At 73.8% G+C, this 24,942-nt stretch carries 12 protein-coding genes and 1 pseudogene; 3 read left to right on the forward strand and 10 right to left on the reverse strand.

What is annotated here, in order from left to right; genetic code table 11:
- Positions 1–1,010: pseudogene (locus tag A4R44_RS52670) on the reverse strand (glycosyltransferase); the annotation flags it as partial.
- A gap of 46 nt (positions 1,011–1,056) precedes the next feature.
- Here A4R44_RS52670 and A4R44_RS30405 point away from each other — a divergent pair.
- Positions 1,057–2,265, forward strand: a complete 1,209-nt coding sequence (locus tag A4R44_RS30405) for a cytochrome P450 (protein ID WP_067588367.1) — start codon at positions 1,057–1,059, stop codon at positions 2,263–2,265.
- Positions 2,266–2,652: 387 nt separating this feature from the next.
- On the opposite strand, the gene glyA is transcribed toward A4R44_RS30405, so the two are convergent.
- From glyA to A4R44_RS30445, 8 genes are all read right to left on the reverse strand, one after another.
- On the reverse strand, positions 2,653–3,972 hold the full coding sequence (glyA, locus tag A4R44_RS30410; protein WP_067588369.1) for a serine hydroxymethyltransferase: 1,320 nt from the start codon (positions 3,970–3,972) through the stop codon (positions 2,653–2,655).
- Positions 3,969–4,736 carry a thioesterase II family protein gene (locus A4R44_RS30415; RefSeq protein ID WP_067588371.1) on the reverse strand — a complete coding sequence of 256 codons (768 nt, stop codon included), beginning with the start codon at positions 4,734–4,736 and terminating at the stop codon, positions 3,969–3,971. Before A4R44_RS30415 ends, glyA begins: the two co-directional genes overlap by 4 nt.
- Positions 4,733–5,848 carry a Gfo/Idh/MocA family oxidoreductase gene (locus A4R44_RS30420; protein WP_067588373.1) on the reverse strand — a complete coding sequence of 372 codons (1,116 nt, stop codon included), beginning with the start codon at positions 5,846–5,848 and terminating at the stop codon, positions 4,733–4,735. Before A4R44_RS30420 ends, A4R44_RS30415 begins: the two co-directional genes overlap by 4 nt.
- On the reverse strand, positions 5,845–6,951 hold the full coding sequence (locus A4R44_RS30425) for a saccharopine dehydrogenase NADP-binding domain-containing protein (RefSeq protein WP_067588378.1): 1,107 nt from the start codon (positions 6,949–6,951) through the stop codon (positions 5,845–5,847). The genes A4R44_RS30420 and A4R44_RS30425 overlap by 4 nt, the downstream gene beginning before the upstream one ends.
- On the reverse strand, positions 6,948–12,128 hold the full coding sequence (locus A4R44_RS30430) for a non-ribosomal peptide synthetase (RefSeq protein ID WP_067588380.1): 5,181 nt from the start codon (positions 12,126–12,128) through the stop codon (positions 6,948–6,950). The genes A4R44_RS30425 and A4R44_RS30430 overlap by 4 nt, the downstream gene beginning before the upstream one ends.
- Entirely contained in the window at positions 12,125–18,676 is a 6,552-nt protein-coding gene (locus A4R44_RS30435; protein WP_067588384.1) for a non-ribosomal peptide synthetase, read from the reverse strand. The genes A4R44_RS30430 and A4R44_RS30435 overlap by 4 nt, the downstream gene beginning before the upstream one ends.
- A gap of 63 nt (positions 18,677–18,739) precedes the next feature.
- Positions 18,740–19,786, reverse strand: a complete 1,047-nt coding sequence (locus A4R44_RS30440; RefSeq protein ID WP_232791849.1) for a ParB N-terminal domain-containing protein — start codon at positions 19,784–19,786, stop codon at positions 18,740–18,742.
- A gap of 251 nt (positions 19,787–20,037) precedes the next feature.
- Entirely contained in the window at positions 20,038–21,093 is a 1,056-nt protein-coding gene (locus A4R44_RS30445) for a trans-aconitate 2-methyltransferase (protein WP_067588386.1), read from the reverse strand.
- A 62-nt stretch (positions 21,094–21,155) separates the two neighbouring features.
- On the opposite strand from A4R44_RS30445, the gene A4R44_RS30450 reads away from it, so the two are divergent.
- Together A4R44_RS30450 and A4R44_RS30455 are read left to right on the forward strand one after the other, a co-directional pair.
- The gene (locus A4R44_RS30450; RefSeq protein WP_067588388.1) at positions 21,156–22,478 is read left to right on the forward strand and encodes a condensation domain-containing protein; all 1,323 of its coding nucleotides are present in this window, start codon (positions 21,156–21,158) and stop codon (positions 22,476–22,478) included.
- The gene (locus A4R44_RS30455) at positions 22,475–23,659 is read left to right on the forward strand and encodes a cytochrome P450 (protein WP_067588390.1); all 1,185 of its coding nucleotides are present in this window, start codon (positions 22,475–22,477) and stop codon (positions 23,657–23,659) included. The genes A4R44_RS30450 and A4R44_RS30455 overlap by 4 nt, the downstream gene beginning before the upstream one ends.
- A gap of 36 nt (positions 23,660–23,695) precedes the next feature.
- On the opposite strand, the gene A4R44_RS30460 is transcribed toward A4R44_RS30455, so the two are convergent.
- Positions 23,696–24,934, reverse strand: a complete 1,239-nt coding sequence (locus tag A4R44_RS30460; RefSeq protein ID WP_232791850.1) for a cytochrome P450 — start codon at positions 24,932–24,934, stop codon at positions 23,696–23,698.
- Positions 24,935–24,942: the final 8 nt, after the last annotated feature.

The following is a 24,942-nucleotide window of genomic DNA, read 5'->3' on the forward strand; positions in this document are numbered from 1 at the left end:
GAGAGCCGGTGCGCGTGGTAGGGCTGGTCGACAGCGACCGGGAGCAGCACCATCGGCAGGCCGTGCGCGAGCGCGCCGACGGTGGTCAGGTAGCCGGAGTGGTGCACGACAGCGTCCGCCTTCGGCAGCACCTGCGACTGCGGGAGGTACTCCGACGCGTGCACTCCGTCGCCGTCCAGCCCGCTGGGGTCGACACCCTTGCCGACCGTCAGCACGACCCGGAAATCCCCGCCGCGCAACGCGTTCGCGACGGTGGCGAACAGTTCCGGCTCGGTGTTGAACGCGGTGCCCATGGTCACGTAGACCAGGGGCCGTCCGTCCGGTTCGGACAGCCAGTCGGGCAGTGTCGCGGCGGCGGCCTGCCACAGCGGCGGCCGGACCGGATGCGCGATCGCGTCCTCCTCCCGCGACCCGAACCACAGCAAGGGATCCTCGGAAAGCGGTTGCATGCTCGGCAAATACGCGTCGAGGTAGAGGTAGGGGCACAGCCGTTCCAGCTTCGGGTCGGCCGGAAGGCCCAGCCGTTCCCGCGCCGAATTCCACGGCTGGGCAAGTGCTTCGGCCTGCAAGGCTCGCGGCATCCGCGGCAGCTGGCCGAGCGTGGCGAACGGAACCCCGGCGACGTCCGCGGCCAGCGGGCCAGCCCATTCCAGCGATTCGTGCACGAGCAGGTCCGCGCCGAACGTGCGCAGCGCGTCGACGATCCCGGGCAACAGGGCCGCGGTGCCCATGCTCATCAGCCGGAGCCGGCGGCTCTCGTTGTCGAACGACCCGGCGCGCGGGCGGCCGGAGAGCCATTCCGGCCCGGTCTCGACCACGTCGAAACCGCCGTCGCGCACCCACTTTCCCATGCCCCGCCCGGTGACCACCACCACCTCGTGCCCGGCGCGCACGGCTGCGCGCGCGAGCGGGGCGACGGCGTGGAAGTGCCCGACGGCGGGCTGGCAGGTCACCACGATTTTCACAATCGGCCGCCCTTTCCGGGATGATGGAACGGTTCCGCCGGACATCGTGTTACGACCGGTCCGTGCACCGCCACTTCCCGGGGACGCGAATATGAACGCCAGCGACTTCTTCGACCACGCGGTCACCGCGGGCTACGCGGACCAGCCGTACCCGCGCCTGGCCGGGATCCGCCGCTCGGCCGCGGTCCGCACGACAACCGGGGTCTGGCTGGCCGGGCGGTACGCGGACGTCGCGGCGGGGCTGCGGGACCCGCGGCTCAGCTGCGACCTGGCCCGCGGCGCCGGATACGCCGAGTACTTCCGCTCGCGCGGCATCGACGACCGGTTCCCGTTGCCGCTCAACGCCTTGGACCCGCCCGACCACCCGCGCATCCGCACCGCGGTCTCGGCCGAGTTCCTGCCCGCCGCGGTGGAGCGGATGCGCCCGGCGATCGCCGCCGCGGCGCGGACCGCGGTCGACCGGCTCGCCGCCCGCGCGCCCGGCGTCGTCGACCTGGTCGCGGATCTGGCCTATCCGCTGCCGATCTCGTTGATCGGCGGGCTGTTCGGCATCCCCGAGCCGGACTGGCCGCTGCTGGAGCGCTGGTCGCGCGCGTTCGGCGCGGTCTCGGACCCCGACTGGCTGCTCACCGGGGCGGCCCGGACCGCGGGAGCCGAGGCGACCCGCGAATGCGGCGAATACTTCGGCCGGCTGGTCCGGCACCGGCGGCGCGGCGGCGGCGACCTGCTGAGCCGGTGGGTGGCCGGAATGCGCGCCGACCGCCGGATGAGCCTGCCGGAGCTGCTGGTGAACGGCGTGTTCCTGCTGATGGTCGGGCACCACAACACAGTCAGCCTCATCGCGAACGGAATGCTCGCCCTGCTGCGCGCCCCGCGGCGGCTCGCGCAGCTGCGGGCCGACCCGTCGCTCGTCGACGTCGCGGTGGACGAACTGCTGCGCTACGACAGCCCGGTGCAGACCGCGACCAGGGTGACCGCCTGCGACTATCCGATCGGCGAGACGGTGATCCCGGAGGGCAGCACGGTGATGCTGCTGCTGGGCGCCGCGAATCGCGACCCGCAACGCTACCCGGACCCGGACGAGCTCCGCTTCGACCGCGGCTCGGGCAAAGCGCACCTCGGCTTCGGCCGCGGTCCGCACGCGTGCGTCGGGGGGCTGCTGGCCCGGGTGGAGACCGCGGCGGCCCTGCGCGAGCTGATCACGCGCTTCCCGGTGCTGGAACAGGCGGGCCCCGAGGAACGTCGGGTGCCGTCGTTCAGCCTGCGGGGGCTGGAAAAACTTCCGCTGCGGATCGCGTGAGAGGGGCGGCTGAACGCGCTGTCGCCCGACACCGAGCGAGCCTGCCGGGCGTCGCCGCCATTCGCACCGTCCCCGGACGACGCCCGGTCCGGGAGTCCATTTCGGACACACCGGGCCGCTCCCCGGCTAGCCGCCGAAACCCGCCGCAGCGAACCCTTCGCCGTCGCCCACCGCCGAGCGAACCAGCCGGGCCGCCCGGCGATTACCGCCCAGCGGACGACCGCTCCGGCAGTCCATTTCAGACACACCGGCCCACTCCCCCGGCTAGCCGCCGAAACCCGCCGCAGCGAACCCTTCCGCCGTCGCCCACCGCCAAGCGAACCAGCCGGGCCGCCCCGCGACGCCCGCCCCGAAAGCCCATTTCGGACACACCGGCCCACTCCCCGGCTAGCCGCCGAAACCCGCCGCGAACCCCTCCGCGGCCAGCCCTTCCGCCGTCGCCCTCAGCCGTCGCGCGGCCTGGCATTCGCGGGGCGATTCCCCGTCGCGGAGACGGGCCACCACCTCCGCCAGTTCGGCCGCGAAGGCCGCCACCTGGTCGTCGGTCACCGCGCGGAAGGCCAGTTCGTTCGTTCCCAGCCGGATGCCGCTCGTCTCGGCCGCCTGCCGAGGGTCGTCCGGGACCAGGTTCTTGTTCACCAGCACCCCGCACGCGCGCAGCGCGTCCTCGACCTGTGCCCCGGTCGCCGCGGCGCCGCGCAGGTCGGCCAGGATCAGGTGGGTGTCCGTGCCGCCGCCGACCAGTGCGACGCCGCTGGCCGTCAGCGCGCCGGCGATCACCCCGGCGTACCGCGTCGCCCGGCGCATCCCCTCGGCGAACACCGGGCCCGCCGCGAAGCGCAGCGCGACGGCTTTCGCCGCGATCGCCCCGAAGTCCGGGGTGCCCTGCAAGCCGGGGAAGACCGCCCGGTCGAGCATCGCGCGGGTCACCGGCGACCGGCGGCTGCACAGCAGCAGCCCGCCGCGCGGACCGCACAGCTGTTTGTAGGTCGAGGTCGACACCACGTCGCAGTACGGCATCGGCGACGCGTGCGCTCCGGCCGCCACGAGTCCGCTGAGGTGGCTGATGTCGGCCATCAGCAGCGCCCCGGCCTCGTCAGCGGCCCGGCGGAACACCGCGAAGTCGATCTTCCGCGGGCAGGCCGAGCCGCCGCAGATGAGCAGGCGCGGCCGGACTTCGCGCACCAGGGAGAACAACTCGTCCTCGTCCGGTTCGCCGGCGCTGTCCAGGTGGTAATGCGCGGACTCGACCCACCGCGAAAGATTGGCCCGCCCGGAAACGTGCGACAGGTGGCCGCCGTGCGACAGCTCCAGCGACAGCACCGGTTCACCGGGCCGCAGCAGCCCGGTGAGCGCCGCCAGGTTCGCCGCCGAGCCGGACAGCGGCTGCACGTTCGCGCCCTGTGCGCCGAACAAGTCCTCCGCGCGGCGCACGGCCAGCCGCTCCACCTCGTCAACCTGTTCGGCGCCCGGGTGGTAACGCCGCCCGGGGTAGCCTTCCGCGGTCACCGATCCGAAGCCCAGCGCTTGTGCCGTCACCACTTCCGACCGGGTCGGCCCCGCGGCGGCCACCAGATTGAGCCGCGTGCGGCGGGTGGCGTGCTGGCGCCGCGCGAGCTCCACCAGCATCGGATCCGAGGCGGTGAGCGCGGCGAATCCGTCCTGCCACGCCCCGGCGGGCCCCGCCTCCAGCGGTGCGGCGGTCACGGCATGCTCGGCCAGCGCACGGCGGCCGGGGTCGTGGCGGACACCAGGTCCAGCACCGCGGCGACGACGCCGGGCCGCTGGTCCACGAGATAGAAATGCCCGCCGGGGAACGTGCGGTACCGCAGCGGACGCGCGGCGACGGCCTGCCAGCCCGGCAGCGAATCCGGATCGACCTCGGGGTCCCGGTCGCCGTTGCAGGCCAGCACCGGGCAGTCCAGCGGCCGCGCGGCACCGGGCAGATAACGCTCGCTCAGCCGGTAGTCGGCCCGCAGCACGGGCAGCATCAGCTCCCGCATTTCCGCGCTGCGCAGCACTTCCTCGCTGGTCCCGCCGCTGCGGCAGACGTCGTCCCACAGCTCGTCGTCGCTCGTGCGGTGCAGCATCCGGCCGGGATCGAGCGGGGCCGCCCGCCCGGACACCGCGAGCGCGGCCGGAGTCTCCCCCGCCCGCCGCAGCCGCAGCGCCGTCTCGTAGGCCGCCGCCGCGCCGAGGCTGTGTCCGAACAGGACGGCCGGGACCCGATGCCGGGCCAGCAGTTCCGCCGCCACCGCGTCGGCGATCTGGCTCAGATCGGTCGCGCAGGGCTCCCGGATCCGGTCCTCCCGGCCGGGATACTGCACCGCGCACAGCTCCACGCCGGGCGGCAGGCCGGCGCACCAGGACCGGAAGAACCGGGCCCCGCCGCCGGCATGCGGAAAACACACCACCCGCGCGACCGGGTCGCGGACCCGCTCGTAGCGCCGGAGCCAGTGCTGCGCGCTCATCCGGTCCCCTCTTCCCGTTGCCCGCCGGTCGCCGCGTTCTCCAAGTCCTTGGCCGACAGCACTGCCGGCGGCGCCCGGCGCACCATCTCGGGCGGGCCCAGCGAACCGGTCAGCCGCTGCACGAGCGCGCTGAGCGCCAGGTGGTACTGCCCCGCCGCGACCCAGTCGCCGGAGCGGAACCCGGCCAGCGCGCGGACCACCGCGGCGGGCCACAATTCGCGCAGCACCGTGCCCCAGTCCGGGGCCTCCGCCGGTCCGAGCGCGCACGCGGCCGGGAAGCCGAGATGCGGTGCGGCCAGTTCGTCGAATCCGGTCGCCTCGCCCGCGGACGCCGGCAAATGCGGCCGGGGGCACCACAGAACCGGACCGGCACTGCCCACGAGCGTGAGCGTTCCGCCTTCGGCGCCCACGGTGACGCGGTGCCACAGGTGCGCGTGGTTGTCCGGCTCGCGCGGGTCGAGCTGATGCTGCACCCGCAAGGTCAGCGGAACTCCGGCGAAAGCGCCCTCGACGGTCGTGAACGGATGGTCCGCGGCGGTCAGTGCGCGCAAGGCGGCCGAAGCCCGCACGGGTTCGTCGAACCCCCACGGCCGGATCCCGCCCAGCGCCCGGCCCAGGATGTCGAAAACCGTGTACAGGACTTGGACACTGGTGGTCACGGTGACGAAGAGCGGTCGCTGGGCGCGCCGCAACGCCTGTGCGGCGGCGATGAACCGGCGGATCGGCGCCACCTCCACGTGATGGCTGTTGACCTGGTACCGGACTCCGCACCGGCGCGCGGTCCGCAGGTGCCCGGCCAGTTCGCCGCCGTGCACCGGATGTTCCTGCAGCACGTCGAGGCCGCGCTCCATCAGCTCGTCCGCGAGCCGCGCGCCGGGGCCGCCGGTGACCGCCGAACCCACCACCACGCACGCCTGCCGGACGTCGTCCGGCACCTCCGGGACCCGCTGCCACAACGGCACTCCGTACCGCTTCGCGCACGCCCGCGACCGCTCGCTCCCCCGCGCCAGCACCCCGGCCAGCTCGACCGGGGAGTCCGGCGCGGCGAGCCCGGCGAGGTACACGCGGCCGAATCCGGTCCCGCACACCACCGCCTTCGGCCGGACGCTCACAACACGCCCTCCTCGGACGCTTCCCGCAGCTCGGCGGCTTCGGTCAGCAGCTCGAACACGCTCAGCGCGTCCGTCTCGCGCAGGTCGGCCACCAGGGTTTCCGCGTCCAGCGCTTCCGCCGCGAACGCCCGGCCGGGCACGACCGCGCCGGACAGGACTTGCAGCGCGGCGAGCCCGCACACGGTGCCGGTGAGCACGGAAGTGTCCCGCGACCCCGCCACCAGCGTGCTCGGGGCCGAACCGTCGGCCGGATGCGCGGTGAACACCATCCGCTGGTACGGCTCGCGGCCGAACATGTCCAGCTCCGCGGCTTCCGCGAGCTCGGCCGCGGCGGCGGCCAGGTCGCCTTCGCCCGACATCGCGCCCTGCAGCCGGGCCAGCGTCGACATCATCGCGGCTCCGCCGTCGAACACCGAATACCAGCGCACGTCCGGGATCGCGAGCTGCTGGGCCAGCCGCTCGGGTTCGTAGCCCAGGTACGGGAACGCGCTGACCACGCCGGGGAAGAACGGGAGCCGCACGTCCACCTGCGGCGCCGCGGACCGCGTGACCCGGCGCCCGTCCTGCCACACCGCTTGCGATTCGGCGTCGCGCCCGCCGAGGCTCAGCAGATAGTCCACCGCACCGGCCGGGGTGAGCCGGTCCAGCACGCCGGCGTAGGTCTCCAGCCGCCCGACCGGGCCGGTCCGCGCCGCGAGCCACCGCGGCAGCAAGCCGCTCAGGCCCGGCATCATGCCCGCCGTCACCACCGCGCGGCGTTCCGTTCCGGCGAGGCGTTCGTAGAGCGGCAGATCGCCGCCCGCGTCGACGTAATCCGCACCGGCGGCGAACGCGGCGCGCGCCACCCGGTCGACCACCTGGTACGACGGCCCGCCGGCGTGGACGACGACCGCGCAGTCCCGGCAGAACGCCGCGAGCGCCGCGTCGTCCCACAGATCCACTTCGGCCGCTTCGCCGGCCGCCAGTGCGTCCGCCGCCGCCTCGGCGCGCTTCCCGTCCCGTCCGCCGACCCGCACGATCCCGTCGAACCGCGCGGCGAGCAGCCGGACCGCCGCGCTGCCGACCGCGCCGTATCCGCCGAGGACACCGATCCGCCGGGTCATCCCTTGACCGCCAGTTCGCCGAGGCAGACCCGCTGCCAGTAGTCCCTGACCCGCTTCGCCGCCGCCGGCCACGCGTCGGTGTCGAAGTCGAGCACCAGCGTCACGTCGCCGGTGTACAGCTCCGGTTCCGCGCTCGCCTGTTCCCTCGCGGCGCGTTGATAGGCCTCGAACCGTTCGGCCAGCTCCGGCCCGAAGCCGGACGGGTTCCACGCCGCGCCGGCCGGAGTGCCGGTGTCCAGCGCCGCCGCGACCTCCGCGTCGTCCGGGGCCGCCGGCAGGTCGAGGCCGAGCGTGCGGGCGAAGAAGTAACCGGCCGGTTCGTCGTCGCGGTAGCCGATCGGGCAGCGCACCACCACGGTCAGCTCGGCCGGCGGACAGCCGGCCTCGGCGAGCCGCCGGGCGAGTTCGAGCGCCACCAGTCCGCCGGAATCGGTGCCGTACAAGGCGATTTCCCCGGCCTCCGGCAGGAGCGGCGCGTACGCGTCGGCGAGCCGCTGCGCCATCGGCGCGGGCACCGGCCCGGTGCCCGGCCGGAGCCCGGAGACCGGCCCGGACACCAGCGCCGGGTCCCAGCGCGGTTCCCCGGTGCCGTCGGCCACGACCACCCAGGTGCGGGCTCCGGATCCCGTTGCCAGCTCGACCAGTTCGGGACCGCTGTGCGCGGCGGGGGCCGCGGCGTCGCTCCCGGCGGAGAGCCGCCCGGCCAGTTCCGCGACGGTGGCGCCCTCCAGCACGTCGCGCAGCATCTCGTCGAAGAACAGCCCGGCCGCCTGCGGCAGCTGCTCCTTGACCTCGCCGACGATCTGCGCGGCGACCAGCGAGTCCCCGCCGAGTTCGAAGATGTCCTGGTCGCGGCCCACCTCGGACCGGCCGAGCACGCGGCACCACACCCGCGCCACCGCGGCCTCCAGTTCGCCCTCCGGACGGGACTGCGCGACCGGGCCCGCCGGGGCCGCCCGGTCCGGCAGCAGCTTCGCCAGCGCGGCGCGGTCCACCTTGCCGTTGCCGGTTAGCGGCAGTGCGTCCAGCACCTCCAGCCGGGACGGGACCATGTAGTCCGGCAGCCGTCCGGCGAGATCGTCGAGCAGGTCGAGATCGTGCGCGGGCGCGCGGCCGGATTTGAACCGCGCGGCGAACGCGTGCATGCCGATCCGGTCGAGCGCCTCGTCGCCCGCGGACAGCTGCACGACCGCGTCGGCCCCGGCCCCGGCGAGCAGTTCCCGCCATTGCGGCAGGGAAATGAACGTTTGGTCGCGGCCCGCCCGCACGTCGGCGAAATCGCCGGACTTGGCGTCGAAGAGGAATTCCATCGAGGTGAGGATCTGGTAGTTGTCGCGGGTGGTCTCGATGAACACCAGCCAGCCGCCGGGCCGCAACAGCTCACGGAGACGGCCGAGCGCCTGCGCCGCGTCGCGCGCGTAGTGCAGCACGTTCGCGCACAGGATCACGTCGGTGCTGTTGGCCCGCAGTCCTTGCGCCCGGTAGTCCTCGTTCAGGTCGAACAGGCCGTAGCCGACCCACGGGTACTGCTCGCCGAACCGTTCGCGCGCCTGGTTGAGGAAGAACCGCGAAACGTCGGTGAACAGGTAGTCCACGTCGTACCGGGCCAGCGCGGGGATCAGGTCGATGCTCGCCCCGCCCACGCCCGCGCCGACCTCCAGCAGGCTCAGCGGGCCGTCGTGGTCCGCGGCCAGCCCGGTGACCGCGGCTTCGACCAGCCGGTTGAGCGAGTTGCTCAGGAAGTTGCCCTGGTAGGCCGATTCCTGGATGTCCACCCGGCCTTCGGGGAACAGCAGCTGCACCGGATCGGCGTCCTCGCGCAGCAGCTCCGGCAGATGGCCGCAGGCGGTGTGGAAGTACTCGACCAGCTCCGCCCGCTGCCCGCCGCCGGGCTGAAGCTCGTCCACCTCGCGCCAGGCCTGTTCGAGGTCCGCCGCGCTCACCGGCGGCACCCCGGTGAGCGCGCCGTCGTCCCGGACCAGCATTCCGTTCTGCTCCAGCGCGTTGATCCACCGCCGGACGAGCCGCTCGTGCTTGGCGGTGACGCCCGCCGTCCGGAACACCTCCTCGACGGTGTGCCGGGACTCCACCGTGGCGAACAATCCCTGCTCCCGCAGGGCGCGCACCATGGCCAGCAACGCGGTGCGGTCCAGCTGCCGGGCGAACGACACCGCCCGCGAAGCGTCCATTTCGGACCGGACGGCGGCCAGTTCCGCCGCGGCGGCCGAGGCGAGCACGGCCGGGAGCCGGTCCGGCGCGGGCTCTTCGCGCGGCGCGGGCTCCACGAACGCGGCCAGTCCGCGATCGAGCGCGCCCTCGCCTTCGACCAGCACCGCCGCCGCGCCCACCGAGGGGTGCTCGGCCAGCGCGCTTTCGATCTCGGCCAGTTCGATGCGGTGCCCGCGGATCTTCACCTGCTGGTCCTCGCGGCCGAGGAACTCGATGTCCCCGCTCGGCAGCCAGCGGCCGAGGTCGCCGGTGCGGTAGCGCCGCCCGCCGGCCGGATCGGCGCCGAACCGCTGCCGGGTCTGCTCCTCATCGCCGAGGTAGCCGGTGGCCACGCCGGCCCCGCCGATGAAGAGCTCCCCGACCGTCCACTCCGGACACGGACGGCCGAGTTCGTCGAGCACGTGGAAGGTCTGGTTGGTCAGCGGCCGCCCGTACGGGACGGACGCCGCGTCCTCGGCCACCTCGCCGACCGGGTGCCAGATCGACCAGATCGCCGCTTCGGTCGCCCCGCCGAGGCTGATCACCTCGACGCCGGGCAGCAGTGCGCGGATCCGGTCGGGAAGCCGCACCGGGATCCAGTCGCCGGACAGCAGCGCCAGCCGCAGCGGCGGGGCGGCGGCGGTGTCCACCCGCAGGTACTCCGCGAGCATCTGCATCTGCGCGGGCACCGAATTCCACAGGGTCACCCGGTGCGCGCGCATCAGCTCGGCCCAGTGCGACGGATCGCCCCGGCGGCCGTGTTCGGGCAGCACCAGCGCCCCGCCGGCCGAAAGCGGGCCGAACACGTCGTACACCGACAGGTCGAACGCGAGGCTCGCCACCCCGAGCACGCGGTCGTCGCCGGTGACGGTGAACCGGCGGTTGATGTCGGCCACGGTGTTGCCCGCAGCACGGTGGGTCACCACCACGCCCTTCGGGTAGCCGGTCGAACCGGAGGTGTAGATGACGTACGCGCGTTCGTCCGGGTCGCCGGTCACCGGCGGCGGTTCCGCGGTGGAACCGTCCGCTTCGAGCACCACCGGTCCGGCCAGCGCCGCCGCGCCCGGCCCGACGAACGCGAAGCGCGCTCCCGACCGTTCGACCAGCTGCTGCTGGCGAGCGGGCGGCTGCCGGACGTCGATGGGCAGGTAGGCGGCCCCGGCCAGCAACGCGCCGAGCACCGCGACGATCTGCCCGGCTCCGGTCTCCGCCGCCACCGCGACCAGATCCCCGGCGCCGCAACCCTTTTCGGACAGTCTCCGTGCGACGCCGGCCGCCCGGCCGACCAGTTCGCGATACGTCAGCGTCTCCGCCGGGGTGATGATCGCGGGCCGGTCCGGGGTGCGCCGCGCCTGCTCGACGATCCCGCCGTGCAGCAGTCCGCTCGGCAGCGGCCCGGCGGTGGCGTTGGCCTCGGCCCTTCGCCGGGCCTGCGCCGGGGGCAGCGCGACCGGCGACTCCGCCGTCCAGCACCGTTCGCCGTCCGCCAGCCCGCGCAGCAGATCGGCGAAGGCCCCGAACATGTCCGCGGCGAGTCCGTCCGGGAACACGCCTTCGCGCACGTCCCAGTTGACCGTCAGCGCGCCCGAGTGTTCGAGCACCTGGCAGTCGATCCAGACCTGCGGGGTCTGGCTGATGCCGTAGCCGGGGGCGGAGGGCCCGCTCGAAGCCGAGCCGAGGCCGAGCGCGCTGGTGAACACCACCGGCATCAGCGCCGCGTCCTGGCCCCGGCGGCGCGCCATCTCGCGCAGCACCTCGACGCCGCTGAACAGCCGGTGGTCGAGGTCGGCCCACAGCTGGTCCTGCAGCGCCGCGGCCCGTTCGGCGAACCGCGGTCTCGCGCCCGCGTCCACCTCCAGCGGCAGGACGCCGGTGAAATCGCCGACCAGCCGGTCCACCTGCTCGTGCAGCGGAAGCCTGCTCAGCACGGTCAGGTCGAGGGTGAACCGGCGGCGCCTGCTCCACCGGCCGATGACCTCGGTGTACGCGGCCAGCACCGCGGTGGACGCGGTGACCCCGTGCGTCCCCGCGATCCGCGACAGCTCCGCGAACCGCTCGGCGTCCAGCGTCGCCGTGTGCCGGGCGAACCGCACCGGAGCGCCGTCGCGGACCTCCGGGCGGACCGGGAGTTCCGGCGCGGGCGGCAGGCTGTCCACCCGGGACAGCCAGTACTCGCGGTCGGCGCGGTAGCGGCGGGTGCCGCGCAGCCGCCGCTCCGCGAGCAGGTAGTCGCGGAAGCCGATCTCCAGCTCCGGCAGCACCAGGTCCGGATCGGCGAGGCAGCGCGAAAACTCGTCCAGCAGCACCTGGATGCTGACGAAATCGGCGATCAGGAAGTCGATCGACAGGTGCAGCGTCGCCCGGCCCGCGCCGCGGGTGACCCGCACGTCGAACAGCGGCCATTCGCCCGGCGGGTACACCCGGTGGTCCAGTTCCTCGCGGGTCCGCTCCCGGGCCCGGTCGAACTCCGCCTCGTCGCGCGCCCGCGCGACCGGCACCGCCAGCGGCGGCACCTCGGCGAGCACCCGCTGGGACCCGTCCGCGTCGACCACCGCGCGCAGCATCCCGTGCCGGGCCACCAGCGCCCGCCAGATCTCGCCGGCGCGCTCGCCGTCCAGATCGGGGAAGTCCAGTTCGCCGTAGGCGTGACAGCCCACCCGGCCGTAGGCGATCACGTCCCGGCGGCCGAGCAGATAGGCGGCCTGGATGCCGGTGAGCGGGAACGGCTTCCCGGCCGCCGCCGGATCCGGTTCCGCGCGCTCGTGCGCCGCCTCCCGCAGGTAGTCCAGCAATTGCGGTTTAGCCGCGCGCAGCGTCGCTTTGCGGTCTTCGGTCAGCACTCCGCGCGGCGCGCGGAACCGCAGCCCGCCGCTCTCGTCCTGCCACAGCTCGACGCCGAGCCCTTCCAGCTCCGCCACCAGCCGCGGCACGTCGACCGGGGCGGTTGCGGTGTCCAGCGCGTCCGTCACAGCACTCCCTCTTCCACGGTGGCGACCGGGCGTTCGGTCAGTTCGCCGATGATCCGGGCCTGCTCGGCGACGCTCGGCGAGCCGAGCAGCTGGCGCAGGGTGATCTCGACGGAGAATCGGGTCCGGGTCAGTTCGAGCAGCCGGGTGGCGAGCAGGCTGTCCCCGCCGAGGGCGAAGAAACTCGCGTGCCTGCCGACCGACTCGACGCCGAGCAGGCTCGACCACAGCCGGGCGACGCTGGTTTCCACCGGACCGGACGGCGGCTCGGCGGGCGCGGGCTCCGCGTCGGTCAGCCCGGCGCGGACCGCGGCGCGGTCGACCTTCCCGTTCGCGGTCAGCGGCAGCCGCTCCAGCACCGAGAACCACTGCGGGACCATGTAGTCCGGCAGCCGCCGGGCCAGGAACTCCGTCAGTTCTCCGGAGTCCGGCGGGGTCTCGCCGGCCCGGAGCGAGACCGCCGCGGCGAGCCGGACGCCCGCCGCGCGCACGTCCACCGCCACCGCGGCCCGCACCGCCGGGTGCGTGCCCAGCACGGCCTCGATCTCGCCGAGTTCGATCCGGTGCCCGCGCACCTTGACCTGGTGGTCGGTGCGGCCGAGGAATTCGAGCGTGCCGCCGGGCCAGTACCGGCCGCGGTCGCCGGTCCGGTACCAGCGCTCGCCCTCGCCGCGCACGAACCGCTCGGCGGTCAGCGCCGGGTCGCCGCGGTAGCCCTCGGCGACCCCGGCCCCGCCGATCCACAGCTCGCCGGGCACCCAGTCCGGCCGGTCCTCGCCGTCCGGCCCGACAACGCGGAACCGCTGATTGCGCAACGGGAATCCGTAGGGCACCGACACCCAGTCCGGATCGGGCGCGGACACCTCGAAGGCGTTGGACCAGATGGCCGCTTCGGTGGCGCCGCCCAGCGCGACCAGGCGGCAGCGGCCGCCGGTGCTCGCGGCGAGGCGGCCGGGCAGGTCGAGGCCCACCCAGTCGCCGGAGACCAGCGCGACCCGCAGCGATCGCGGCAACGGGCTGCCGCCGGCTTCGGCGACGAGCATGTCCAGCAGGGCGGGCACCGAGTTCCACAGCGTGACGCGGCGCCGCCGGGCCAGGTCGAGCCAGGAGCCGGGATCGCGCCGCTCGTCCTCGGCCGGGAGCACAAGGGCTCCGCCCACGGCGAGGAGGCCGAAGATGTCGTAGACGGAAAGGTCGAAGTCCAGCGCCGAAACGGCGAGCACCCGGTCCTCGGGGCCGACCGCGAACCGGTCGTTGATGTCCGCGATGGTGTTCAGCGCGGCCCGGTGCGCCACGACGACGCCCTTCGGCACGCCGGTGGAACCGGAGGTGAAGACGACATACGCCGGGTCTTCCGGCCGCCGCCCGACCGGTCCGGGCAGCGGCGGCGCGGCGTCGATCTCGGCAGGGAGCACGACCGGGCAGCCCGGCGGCACCTCGGCGCCGGCTTCGGCCAGCACCGCTTTCACCTCGGCGGTGCGGTAGATGCGGTCCCGGCGGATCTCCGGCTGCGAGACGCCTACCGGCACGTACACCCCGCCCGCGCAGAGCACGCCGAGCACCGCGGCGATCTGGGCCGGCCCCTTCGGGAGGGTCACCGCGACCGCGTCTCCGGCCCGGACGCCGCGCGCGGCCAGCGCACCGGCGACCCGCAGCGCGCGGTCGTGCAGCGCGCCGTAGCTCAGGCTCCGGTCGACGCCCCAGCATGCCGCCGTCCGCTCCGGCCGGGCCTCCGCCTGCGCGAGAAAGCCGTGGTGCAACAAGCCTTCCGGCAGCGGGCCCCGGGTGTCGTTGACCTCCGCCCGGCACCGGCGCTGCGCCTCGGGCAGCTCCGGACGCACCGGGACCGACCAGTCCGCGCCGTCGTCCGCGAGCCGGTCCAGCAGCTCCCGGTACGCCGCGAACATCGCGTCGACCAGCCCGGGCGGGAACGCGGTCTCCAGCACGTCCCAGTTGAGCAGCAGCCCGCCCCGGTACTCGCTGACCTGGTGGTCGAGCCAGACCTGCGGGGTCTGCGACTGGCCCCAGCAGTACTCGCCGAAGGGCATCCGCAGGTCGAACGGGCTGGCCGAGAGCTGCCCCATGCCCATCGTGCTGGTGAACACCACCGGCATCGCCGCCGACGGGCCGCCGGAGCGCCGCGCCAGCTCGCGCAGCACGTCGATGCCGGAGAACGCGGTGTGCTGCATGTCGGTCCACACCCGTTCCTGCAGCCGCCGCGCCGCGTCGCGGAAACTCTCCCCCGCCTCCGGTTCGTCGGCGACCAGCAGCAGCGAGGTGAAGTCGCCGACCACCCGGGAGATGTCCGGGTGCAGCGGGGGCCGGTCGAACAGGGTCAGGTTCAGCGTGGCCGACCGCTCCTCGCTCCAGTGCCGCAGCACCGTCGCGAACGCGGCGAGGACCGCGGTGGACGGCGTCACGCCGTGCCGGGCGGCCCCGCGCGACATCCGCTGCCACTGCTGCGCGGACAACCGGAACTCACGGCGGGTGAAGGCTTCCGGCCCGGCCGGAGCCGCCGAGGCGACCGCGGGCAGCCGCGGCGCGGCCGGGAGCGTCTCCAGCCGCTGGAGCCACCAGGCCCGGTCCTGCTCGCGCTTGCGCGGGTCCGGGGCCCCGCCGAGCACGCAGTCGCGAAAGGACACTCCGATCGGCGGCAGCTGCGCGGCCGGGTCGGCGTAGAGCTGCGCGAGCTCCGCGAACACGGTCATGATGCTGAGCGCGTCGAGCACCAGGAAGTCCAGGCCCACCCCGAGCCGGGCGCGCCCGTCGCCGTACTCGACCACGGCGAGGTCGAACATCGGCCACACCGCCGGGTCGAACACCCGCCGGCTCAACCGTTCCCGCATCGCGGCGAGCTCGGATTCGCCGTGCGAGACCGGGATCCGGGTGTCCGGGACCTCGGGCAGCACGCGCTGGTCCCCGTTGTCGTCGAACACCGCGCGCAGCATGTCGTGCCGCCGCACCACCGCGTTCCACGCGCGTTCCAGCGCGGCCGCGTCGATCCCGGTGCCGTCGAATTCCCAGTACCACAGCGAACCGACGCTGCCCAGCGCGAATTCGGCGCGCCGGCCCACCCAGTAGGCCCACTGCACGCCAGTGGCCGGGAACGGGTCGTACCGGTGCTCCGGGTCCGCGGCCAGCACCGCCGCCGCGGGCGCTTCCTCCGGCGACAGCCGCTGCGCGAACTCCCGCAGCGTCGGCGCGGCGAACAGGTCCGCCAGCCCGGCGCCGCCCAGCTCCGCCTCGCGCAACGCGACCAGCAGCCGGGTGGCCAGCAGGCTGTTGCCGCCGAGCTCGAAGAAATCGTCGTCGCGTTCGATCCGCCCGGCGTTCAGCAGCCGCGTCCAGATCCCGGCGACGGCCAGCTCGGTCGCGCCCGACGGCGGCCCGCCCCGGTCCCGCGGCGCCTCCTCGCCGAGCAGTTCCCGCACCGCGCGCCGGTCGATCTTGCCGTTCGCGTTCAGCGGCAGCGCCGGCACGCCGACGATCCGCCGCGGCACCAGGTACTCCGGCAGCACCCGGGCCAAGGCTCCGGCCAGCTCGTCCGTCTTCGCCTCGGCTCCGGCGGCCGGCACCACCGCCGCGCCCAGCACCGGCCGGTCGCCGCGGTCGTCCACCACCGCGACCGCCCTGGCGACCTCGGGAAGCGCCGCCAGCGCGTGCTCGATCTCGCCGAGCTCGATCCGGTGGCCGAGGATCTTGACCTGGAAATCGGTGCGGCCCAGGAACTCCAGCTCGCCGCTTGGCCGCAGGCGCACCAGGTCGCCGGTGCGGTACCAGCGCCGCCCGGCGTGCGAAACGAACCGCTGCGCGGTCAGCTCGGGATCGCCGTGGTAACCCAGCCCGACCCCGGTGCCGCCGAGCCACAGCTCGCCGGGCACCCAGTCCGGGCAGTCCCGGCCCAGCCGGTCCACCACGCGGATCGCCTGATTGCGCAGCGGCCCGCCGTAAGGCACCGACGGCCAGCCCGGCAGCGGCGGCCCCGCCTCGTGCCAGGTGGAGTGGATGCCGACCTCGGTCGCGCCGCCGAGCGCGACGAGCCGCGCGCCGGGGGCCAGCGCGCGCAGCCGCTCCCACAGGTCCGGGCCGACCCAGTCGCCGCCGGCCAGCGCGATCCGCAGCGGCAGCGGCTCTCCCGCCGCCTCCGCGACGACCAGCAGCATGTCCAGCAGCGCGGGCACCGAGGTCCACACCGTGACGCGGTGCCTGCCGACGAGGTCGAGCCAGGCGTGCGCGTCCCGGCGGATGCCGTCGTCGAGCACCACCAGGCTCGCTCCGGCGTCGAGGAAGGCGAAGATGTCGTACACCGCCCAGTCGTGGTCGAGCGCCGAGACCGCGAACCCGCGGTCGTCCGGGCCGATCCCGGCCCGGTCGCCGATGTCCTCGACGGTGTTGCGGGCCGCCCGGTGCGACATGCGCACGCCTTTGGGCCGCCCGGTCGAACCGGAGGTGTAGATCAGGTATGCGCAGGACTCCGGGTCGGCCGGAACCCGGTCCGCGCGTTCGGCCGCCGCGGCGGTCACCGCGAGCACCGGCACCGGCGAGTCCGGTTCGGCCGCTTCGCCGAGCACGACCGCCGCACCCGAGTCGAGATACAGCTCGTGCCGCCGCGGCCGCGGGAGGTCCGCGCCGACCGGAACGAACACCGCGCCCGCGTGCACCGCTCCGAGCACCGCGGCGATCTGCTGAGGCCCCTTCGGCAGGGTGATCGCGACGACGTCGCCCCGGCGCACGCCGTGTTCCGCCAGCAATCCGGACACCGTGCGGGCCCGGGCCGCCAGTTCGCCGCGGTCCCAGCCCTCCCGCTCGCCCCAGCACAACGCCGGCGCGGCCGGATTCTCTTCTGCCGCACGGAAAAACCCCGCACCGAGCACGGTTTCGCGCTCCGCGCCCGCGGTGTCGCCGAGTTCCGCCCGCCGGGCCAGCTGGCCCGCGGGCAGCAGCGAGTCCACCGGCTCGGTCCACCGCCGGCTCGCGAGCAGTTCGTCGAGCAAGCCGGCATAGCCGTCGAACATCGCGTCCAGCACGCCGTCGGCGAACAAGCCCTCGACCGCGTCCCAGTTCAGCAGCAGACCGCCGGCCTGCTCGGTGACCTGGAAGTCGAGCCACACCTGCGGGGCCTGGGAAATGTTCCAGCCCGCCTCCCCGAAACACTCGCGGATCCGGTCGCCGAACAGCTCGCCGAGCCCGATCGCGCTGGTGAAGACGACCGGCGCGACCGCCTGGCGCGCCAGCCCCCTGGCCCGGGTCAGCTCGCGCAGCACGTCCAGCCCGGTGAACCCGGAGTGCGCCGCGTCCTCCCGGATCCGGTCCCCCAGCTGCCGCGCCAGCCCTGCCACCGTGCGCGCGCTGCCCGCGTGCACGCCGACCAGCAGCAGGTTGGTGAAGTCGCCGACGAGCCCGTCGACGTCCGGGTGCACCGGCTCGCGGTCGAACAGCGGGACGTTCAGCAGGAAATCCGGTTCCTCGCTCCACGCGGCCAGCACGTGACAGAACGCCGCCGCGAACACCATCGGCAGGGTCACCCCGTGCTCGGCCGCGTGCCCGGCCAGCACCTCGCGCTGCTGGGCGCTCAGCGTGGCGAAGCGCCGGGCCACCCGGTGCCGGTCGAGCCGTTCCGGTGCGACCGCGAGCGGCAGCGCGGGCGCGCCAGGCAGCCGCGGCAGCCGCTCCTGCCAGTACTCCCGGTCGCGCTCGCGGGCCCGTTCGCGTTCTTCGCGGCGCCGCGCCAGGTAGCGCGGGAAACTGAACTCCAGCGGCGGCAGCTCGGCCTCGCCCGCATAGCAGGCGGCGAGGTCGCGCAGCATGATCCGGAAGCTCAGCGCGTCGGCGGCGATCATGTCGAGGTCGAGGTGCATGCGCGTGCGCCCGCCGGGCAGCAGCGAGAGGGCGAGGTCGAACACCTCGCCCTCGGAGATGGCGAACGTCCGGTGCGAAAGCCGTTCCCGGATTTCCCCCAGCCGATGCCGGACCTCGTCCTCGGGCAGCTCGCGCAAGTCGTGCACGGCGAGCCCGCGCCACGCCGGTTCGGGAAGGATTTGCTGCGTGCCGTCGCCGCGCACGCGCATCCGGAGCATCCCGTGCCGCCGGGCGAGCGCCCGCACCGCGCGCTCCAGCCGGGCCGGTTCCACCCCGCTGCCGTCGAACTCCGCGTAGAAATGCGTGGTCACCCCGGCGAGCGCGAAGGTCTCGTCCCGGCCGACCCAGTACGCGTACTGCATCGGAGCGAGTTCGAACGGCTCGCTCTCGTCGATCTCCGGCTGCGGTTCCCCGGCCGGATCGCCCGCCTTCTCGCCGGCCGCCAGCAGATCGCACCATTCCCGCAGGGTCGGCCGTTCCATCAGCTCGGCGAACCGGACCTGCTTTCCCCGCGCCCGCCAGCGCGCGGCGAGCCGCATCACCGAAAGGGAATCCAGCCCGCACGCGATCAGGTCGCCGCCGGTCGCGGCGAGCCGGTCCGCGTCCGGCAGCATCGCGGCGACGTCCGCGCGGATGTTCTCTTCGGTGAGCTCCGCCGCCGCGGGCTCCGCCGCGTCGCTGAGGCCGTCCATCACGCTCCCGGGATTCGCGGGACGGAAAAAATGCCGTCACCAATTCGACTAAAAGCTGAACGCTCAAGCAGTTGCTTCGCCGCGATCGTCCAGTTCCTCCGCGAACTGCTTCCAGGTCTCCGCGTAACCGCGGGCCACCTCGGCGACCACATTCGTGCAATGCGAGGGCACCGAAGCGGCGAGACTGGTGCATTCGTCACTGGTGAGCGCGTGCACGTCGAGCCAGCGCAGCAACGAGCGGCCGGCGTCGGTGAACCTGAGCGACGGATCCTTTTTCAGATTCTGCAACATGCGCACGCTGTCGTGCACGGCCCGCCGCGTCGCGCCGCGGACGGTGCGCTGCGCCGGCAAACGGTGCGGCGCGACGCCGTCCTCGCCCATTCGCTGGCGGGGAGGCAACGGATCCTCGCCACGGCGGATCCGCTCCCGGACGTCCCGCGCGGTGCCGGTGGAAATACCGACGCTCTGCGCGATTTCCCGCAGCGAGGCGTCCGGGTTCTGCCGGATCATCTCGCTGGCCCGGTGCCGTCCCTCGGCGTGGTTCAACGGCCGCACCCGGCCGTCCCGGCCGACCCGGGCGTGCATCTGCGGCAGGTCGCAGCCGACCCGTTTCCGCAGCGCCCCCACGGTTTTCGCGGAGATGCCGGAGGCTTCGGCGACCGCGCGGTCGGACCAGTCCGGGCGCAGTTTCACGATGCGCTGCGCGGCGACCTCGCGTTCCCGCAGGGTCAGCGGCAGCCCGTGCTTGATGTTGGCCTGCACGGAAAGGATGAACGCGGCCTCGGCGCTGCCGCTGAACAAGTACGCCTCGATCCGGTCGGCCCCGCGCAGCGCGGCCGCGCGGACCCGGTGCATGCCGTCGATCACCCGCATGTCCGACCGGTTGACCAGAATCGGCGGGAGGTCCGCCCCGCTCTCCACGAGAGTCCGGGCGTGCTCGAGGTTCTCGCCGCCGAGGCGCGGGCTGTCCGCGGGCAGCAGCGAGCTGATCTCGACCATCCGCTTCTCGCACTGGCCGAGGACCGCGGCGAACGGTTCCACTTCGTTGCCGGGGCACCCGTTGTCCGCTGCGCAGCGGGAAGGCCACAATCGTTCGTTCGAGTCGTGCATGGGCTATTCCCCCAGGAATGAACTCGCCGTGAAACTGCGTCTTACGAGGCGGTGCGGATTCCGCATATCTGCCTCCCCCGGGCCAACTATCCCAAAGCGTCCGCCACCGCGCAAACACCTGCCGACGGCACTCGATGCCACGTTTTCCGCAACCACAAGGAGAAAATACGAGCAATCGGACAATCAGGTGATTGGCGGTACGGAGGCGTCAAGTCACCGTGGGCGCCATCGGAAATATCCGGCCCGCGCGCTTATCGCAACCAGTAAAGCCGGTGCAATGGGTGTTCCACAGAAAGGACCGCGACAGACTGAAACCCTGCGGCGTGCGCATAACCGCGTACGACAGAAGGCCGGATGACCGTGCCCGTTCCGGCCGACGGCCGCTCGGACAACCCGACCGGCAAGCAGTGCAGCACGCTCACCGCGTAGAGAAACCGCTCGACCTCTCCGGCGGGCGCGGCGAACTCCTCGGCCGCTTTCGGCTCCATCAGCAGCACCCCGCCGCTCGCGTGCACCGCCCGGCGGCACCAGCGCAGGACCTCCACCGGCCGCGCCATGTCGTGCAACGCGTCCAGGACGCACACCAGCGCGTATCCGCCGCCGGGCGCTTCGGCGGGCCCGTCCGCGGCTGCCCGCGCGAAGGCCAGCGTGTCCGGCGCACCGGCGGCGGCCGCGTTGGCCTTCGCTTCGCCCACCGCGGCCTCGTCGGAGTCGAACCCGGTCACCGCGGCTCGCGGATAGGCCCTGGCCAGCGCGATCGACGACCATCCGCTCCCGCAGCCCACGTCGGCGATCCCCGCTCCGCGCACGAGCCTGCGGTGCACCTCCGGCAGCGCGGAACGGATCCAGCCGGCCAGTTCGCCCTCGAACACCGCCCGGTTCAGCTCGGTCTGCGCACCGCGGAAGTCCTCGCCGTACTCGTGGTAGCCGAGCCCGCCGTCCCGGCGGTAGGCCTCGGCGATGCGCGGCAGCACCGGCGCGATCCCGGCCGCCGGAAGCACCGACGCCAGCGCGGGCGGCGGGTCTCCGGTCAGTGCGGCCCGGTGGGCGTCCGGAAGCAGGAACCGATGCTCCGGCGGCTCGCCGGAGACCGTCACGATCCCGGCCGCGGCCTGCTGTTCGAGCCACTCCCGCGCGTACCGGGGCCCGATGCCGGCCCGCCCGGCCAGCTCTCCGGCGGTCAGCGGCCGCCCGCACAGGTGCGCGTAGAGCCCCAGCCGCAGGCCGAGGCCGATGGTCAGCAGCTCGGCGGCGGCGATGCCGGCGGCGAAGAGCCGTCCGGCGAACGCCGCTTCGCCGCTGTTCATCCGCACCTCCCGCGCCGTCCGCGCATTCGATTTTCCCCGAATACTGGCCCTATATTGCCGACATGACTTTTCACGAGGCGCCCGCTTCTATCGGACAACGACTTCTGTGGTTTCTCGAACATTACCGACCGGATACCGCTTCCCTCAATTGCCCGGTGGTATGCAAACTGCACGGCCCACTCGATGTCGGCGAATTGAAAATCGCACTGCGCCGGTTGACAGAACGGCACGAGGCATTGCGCACCACCCTGGTCCGCGACGGCCGGAAACTGGTTCAGCGCATTCACGAAAGCGGCGAGCCGCCGCTGCGCGAGGAGAATCTCGCCGCCGGGGGCGCCGCGGCCCCGGAGACCGCCTTCGACCGGGCGCTGGAGGCCGAACTGCAGGTCCCGGTCGACGTCGGCGCGTGGCCGCTGCGCTGCACGCTCTGGCGGCTCGGCCCGGACGAGCACGCGCTGTGCCTGACCATGCACCACCTGGTGTCCGACGCCTGGTCCTGCGGAATCATTCTGCAGGACCTGATCAAGCTGCTGGACGCGGGCCCGGAAAACGATCCGGAACTGCCGCCGGTCGCATTCCCGTATTCGGCCTTCGCCCACCGCCAGCACGAGCAGGCGAAAAACGGGGGCCTGAAGGCCCATCAGGACTACTGGGTCGGCAAGCTCCGCGACATGCGCCTGGTGCGGCTTCCCGAGACCGGGCGCCACGCGCCCGGAGAGGGCCGGGCGAGCGGCATCGAAACCGCGGTGCTGCCCCCGGAAGTCTTCGGGAAACTGCGCGAAGTGGCCCGCGCCGAACGCACCACGCTGTTCACCGTGATGCTTTCGCTCTACTACCTGCTGCTGGCCCGCACGACCGGTCAGACCGACCTGCCGGTCGCGTCGCTGTTCGCGAACCGGTCCGGGCGAGAGGTCCAGTCCACCGTCGGCTTCTTCGCGAACATGGTGGTGCTGCGCAGCAAGGTCGACCCGGACGCCCCGTTCGCCGAGGTGGTGCGGTCGGTGCGGCCCACCGTCATCGACGGCTTCCTGCACGAGTGCGTCCCGTACCAGATGCTCCCGCTGTCGTTCCAGGACAACGGCGGCCGCGTCGACGACGTCGTCTTCCAGATGCTGCTGACCCCTCCGCCGGGCACGAAGGTGCACGCCAGGGGCGTGGACTTCGAGCTGTACACGCCGGACGTGCTGGGCAGCCGGTTCGGGCTCGAACTCGGCCTGATCCCGCAGCACACCGGCGACTGCCAGGCGATGCTCTTCTACACCACCGACCGGATCAGCCCGCAGTGGGCGAAGGACTTCCTCGCCGGCTACGCCGCCATGGCCGCCGCCGCGGCGGCCGATCCCACCGCCGTGGTCGCCGCCGCGAAGGGATCGGCAGCCCGATGAGCGCACCCGGCATCGAGCGCTACGACGCCGGCCGGATCGCGGCGATGGCCGACCCGTACCCGGCCTACGCCGCGCTGCGGGCCAGCGGGCGGCTGCTGCCCGCGGGCCCCGGCGCCTGGGCCGTCCCGCGCTACGAGGACGTCGCCGCGCTCCTGCGCGACCCGCGGCTCGGGCACGAGTTCCCGGACGTCATGTACCGGCTTTCCGGCGAGCCCGACGTGCTGACCGAGTTCTTCCGCGCCACCGTGCTCAATCGGGACGCGCCGAGCCATCCCGTGCTGCGGCGGGCGATGGCCGCGCTCCTCGCCCCGCGCGCCGTCGCGCGCCTGCGGCCCCGGATCGACGAGCTCGTCGCGCGGCTGCTCGGGGACCTGGCCGGGGCGGGGACCGGCGACCTGGTCGAGGGGCTGGCCTACCCGCTGCCGGTGATCGTCTCCTCCGAACTGCTCGGCATCCCCGCGGCCGACCGCGACCGGCTGCGCCCGCACGCCGTCGCGCTCGGCCGCGCCTTCGGCGCGGGCATCCAGCCCGCCGGGGACCGGGACGCGGCGATCGCCGCCGTGCACTGGCTGCGCGGCTACGTGCGGGGCCTGCTCGAACGCGCGGGCGACGGCCCGCTGTCCGGGGTGCTGGCCGCGGGCCGGGACGCCGGGCTGGCGGCCGCGGAGGTCGTGGACAACGTGATCTTCCTGTTCTTCGCCGGGTTCGACACGACCACGAACCTGATCGCCAACGGCTGCGCCGCGCTGCTGGAGAGCCCCGCGCTGCTGGAGACGCTGCGCGGGGACCCGGCGCTGGCCGAGTCCGCGGTCGAGGAGTTCCTCCGGTTCGAGGCCCCGATCCAGGCGACCGCGCGGGTCGTGCGGGAGCCGGTCGAGATCGGCGGGCGGGTGCTGCGCGCCCGCAGGCTTGTCCTGCTGCTGCTGGCCTCGGCCAACCGCGACGAGCGGCGCTTCGCCGCCCCGGACCGGATCGACCTCGCGCGCTCGCCCAATCCGCACCTGTCGTTCAGCTCCGGCGTGCACCACTGCCTCGGCGCGACGCTGGCCCGGATCGAGGGGGCCGCGGTGTTCGCGCAGCTGGCCGCCCGGCGCGGCAGGTTCGTCCCGGCCGGTCCGCCGCGGCGCCGGGACCACCCCAGCTTCCGCGGTTTCGCCCGGCTGCCGGTGCGCTTCGGCTGACCGCGCCACGTGCAACTGCCACATTTCCGCGTTTGCTCACCCGAACACGAGCGGGAGCGCCTTGATGCCGTTCATGAAGTTCGATTCGAGCCGCACCGTCCCGCCCGCCCGGCGCAGCAGCGGCAGATGCGGTGCCAGCTCCCGCAGGAACGCGATCCCCTCGGCGCGGGCCAGGTGCGCGCCGAGGCAGTAGTGCGGCCCCGCCCCGAAGGCCAGGTGCCGGACGTCGGGGCGGGCCGGGTCGAACCGCTCGGGCCGGGCGAACGCGCGCTCGTCGCGGTTGGCGGAGACGTAGTAGAGGACGACCTTGTCCCCGGCCGCGATCCGGCGGCCGTCGAGTTCGGTGTCGCGCGTCGCGGTCCGGCGGAACTGCATGATCGGCGTGATCCAGCGCAGCAGTTCCTCCACCGCGAGCGCGGGGTCGGCGCCCTCGCGCAGGGCGCGCGGCAGCACCGGGTCGTCCGCGCACAGCTCCAGCGTGCCGGACAGCAGGTGCCGGGTCGTCTCGTTGCCCGCCACCACGAGCAGCAGCCAGAGGTGGCAGAACTCTTTCTCGGTGAGCTTCCGGCCGTCCACGTCCGCGGCGACGAGCCTGCTCACCAGGTCGTCGCCCGGCCGCCGCTTGCGCTCCCGCGCCGCCTCCATCGCGTACGCGAACGCTTCGAAGAAGGTCCGCTGGAACGCCTCGACGTCCCCGCCGCCGTACTCCGGGTCGTCGAAGCCGACCAGGTTGTTGCTCCAGCGGTAGAGCAGGCCGCGGTCCTGCCTCGGCATGCCGAGCAGGTCGGCCAGCACCAGCAGCGGCAGTTCGGCGGCCAGATCGGCCACCGCGTCCGCCCCGCCGGCCGAGACCGCGTCCGCCACCAGGCGTTTCGCGTGCGCCGCGATCGAAGACTCCAGCGCGCGCACCGCTCTCGGCGTGAACGCGCCGGTGGCCGCTTTGCGCAGCTTCGCGTGCTCCGGCGCGTCCATCCCGACCAGCAGCTGGCGGGTCCGGTCGAGGTCCGCGGGCGATTTCGCGTCGGTCAGGAACGGCCCGCCCGCCGCCGAGGAGAACACCTCGGGCGCGCGCGACGCCTCGACCACCGCCGCGTGCCGCGTGACCGCCCAGAACCCGTCGCCGCGCTGCACAACCTCGCCGGCGCGGCCGCGGCGGCGCAGGCTGGCCTCCTCGACCCAGCTGACGGGCTCCTGCGCGCGCAGCCGCGCGAACTCGGCGTGCGGCGGACCGCTCCGATAGGCCGCCGGATCCGCGATCCCGGTCCGTTCGGGCACGTGCACCG

Origin of the sequence: Amycolatopsis sp. M39 (genome assembly GCF_001651785.1) — a bacterium.
GTDB lineage: Bacteria > Actinomycetota > Actinomycetes > Mycobacteriales > Pseudonocardiaceae > Amycolatopsis > Amycolatopsis rubida.

Bases quoted from the DNA above. Each gene is read 5' to 3' on its own strand.
- A4R44_RS30405 (WP_067588367.1), top strand. From the start codon at position 1,057: ATGAACGCCAGCGACTTCTTCGACCACGCGGTCACCGCGGGCTACGCG.
- A4R44_RS30415 (WP_067588371.1), bottom strand. From the start codon at position 4,736: ATGAGCGCGCAGCACTGGCTCCGGCGCTACGAGCGGGTCCGCGACCCG.
- A4R44_RS30425 (WP_067588378.1), bottom strand. From the start codon at position 6,951: ATGACCCGGCGGATCGGTGTCCTCGGCGGATACGGCGCGGTCGGCAGC.
- A4R44_RS30435 (WP_067588384.1), bottom strand. From the start codon at position 18,676: ATGGACGGCCTCAGCGACGCGGCGGAGCCCGCGGCGGCGGAGCTCACC.
- A4R44_RS30440 (WP_232791849.1), bottom strand. From the start codon at position 19,786: ATGCACGACTCGAACGAACGATTGTGGCCTTCCCGCTGCGCAGCGGAC.
- A4R44_RS30445 (WP_067588386.1), bottom strand. From the start codon at position 21,093: ATGAACAGCGGCGAAGCGGCGTTCGCCGGACGGCTCTTCGCCGCCGGC.
- A4R44_RS30450 (WP_067588388.1), top strand. From the start codon at position 21,156: ATGACTTTTCACGAGGCGCCCGCTTCTATCGGACAACGACTTCTGTGG.
- A4R44_RS30455 (WP_067588390.1), top strand. From the start codon at position 22,475: ATGAGCGCACCCGGCATCGAGCGCTACGACGCCGGCCGGATCGCGGCG.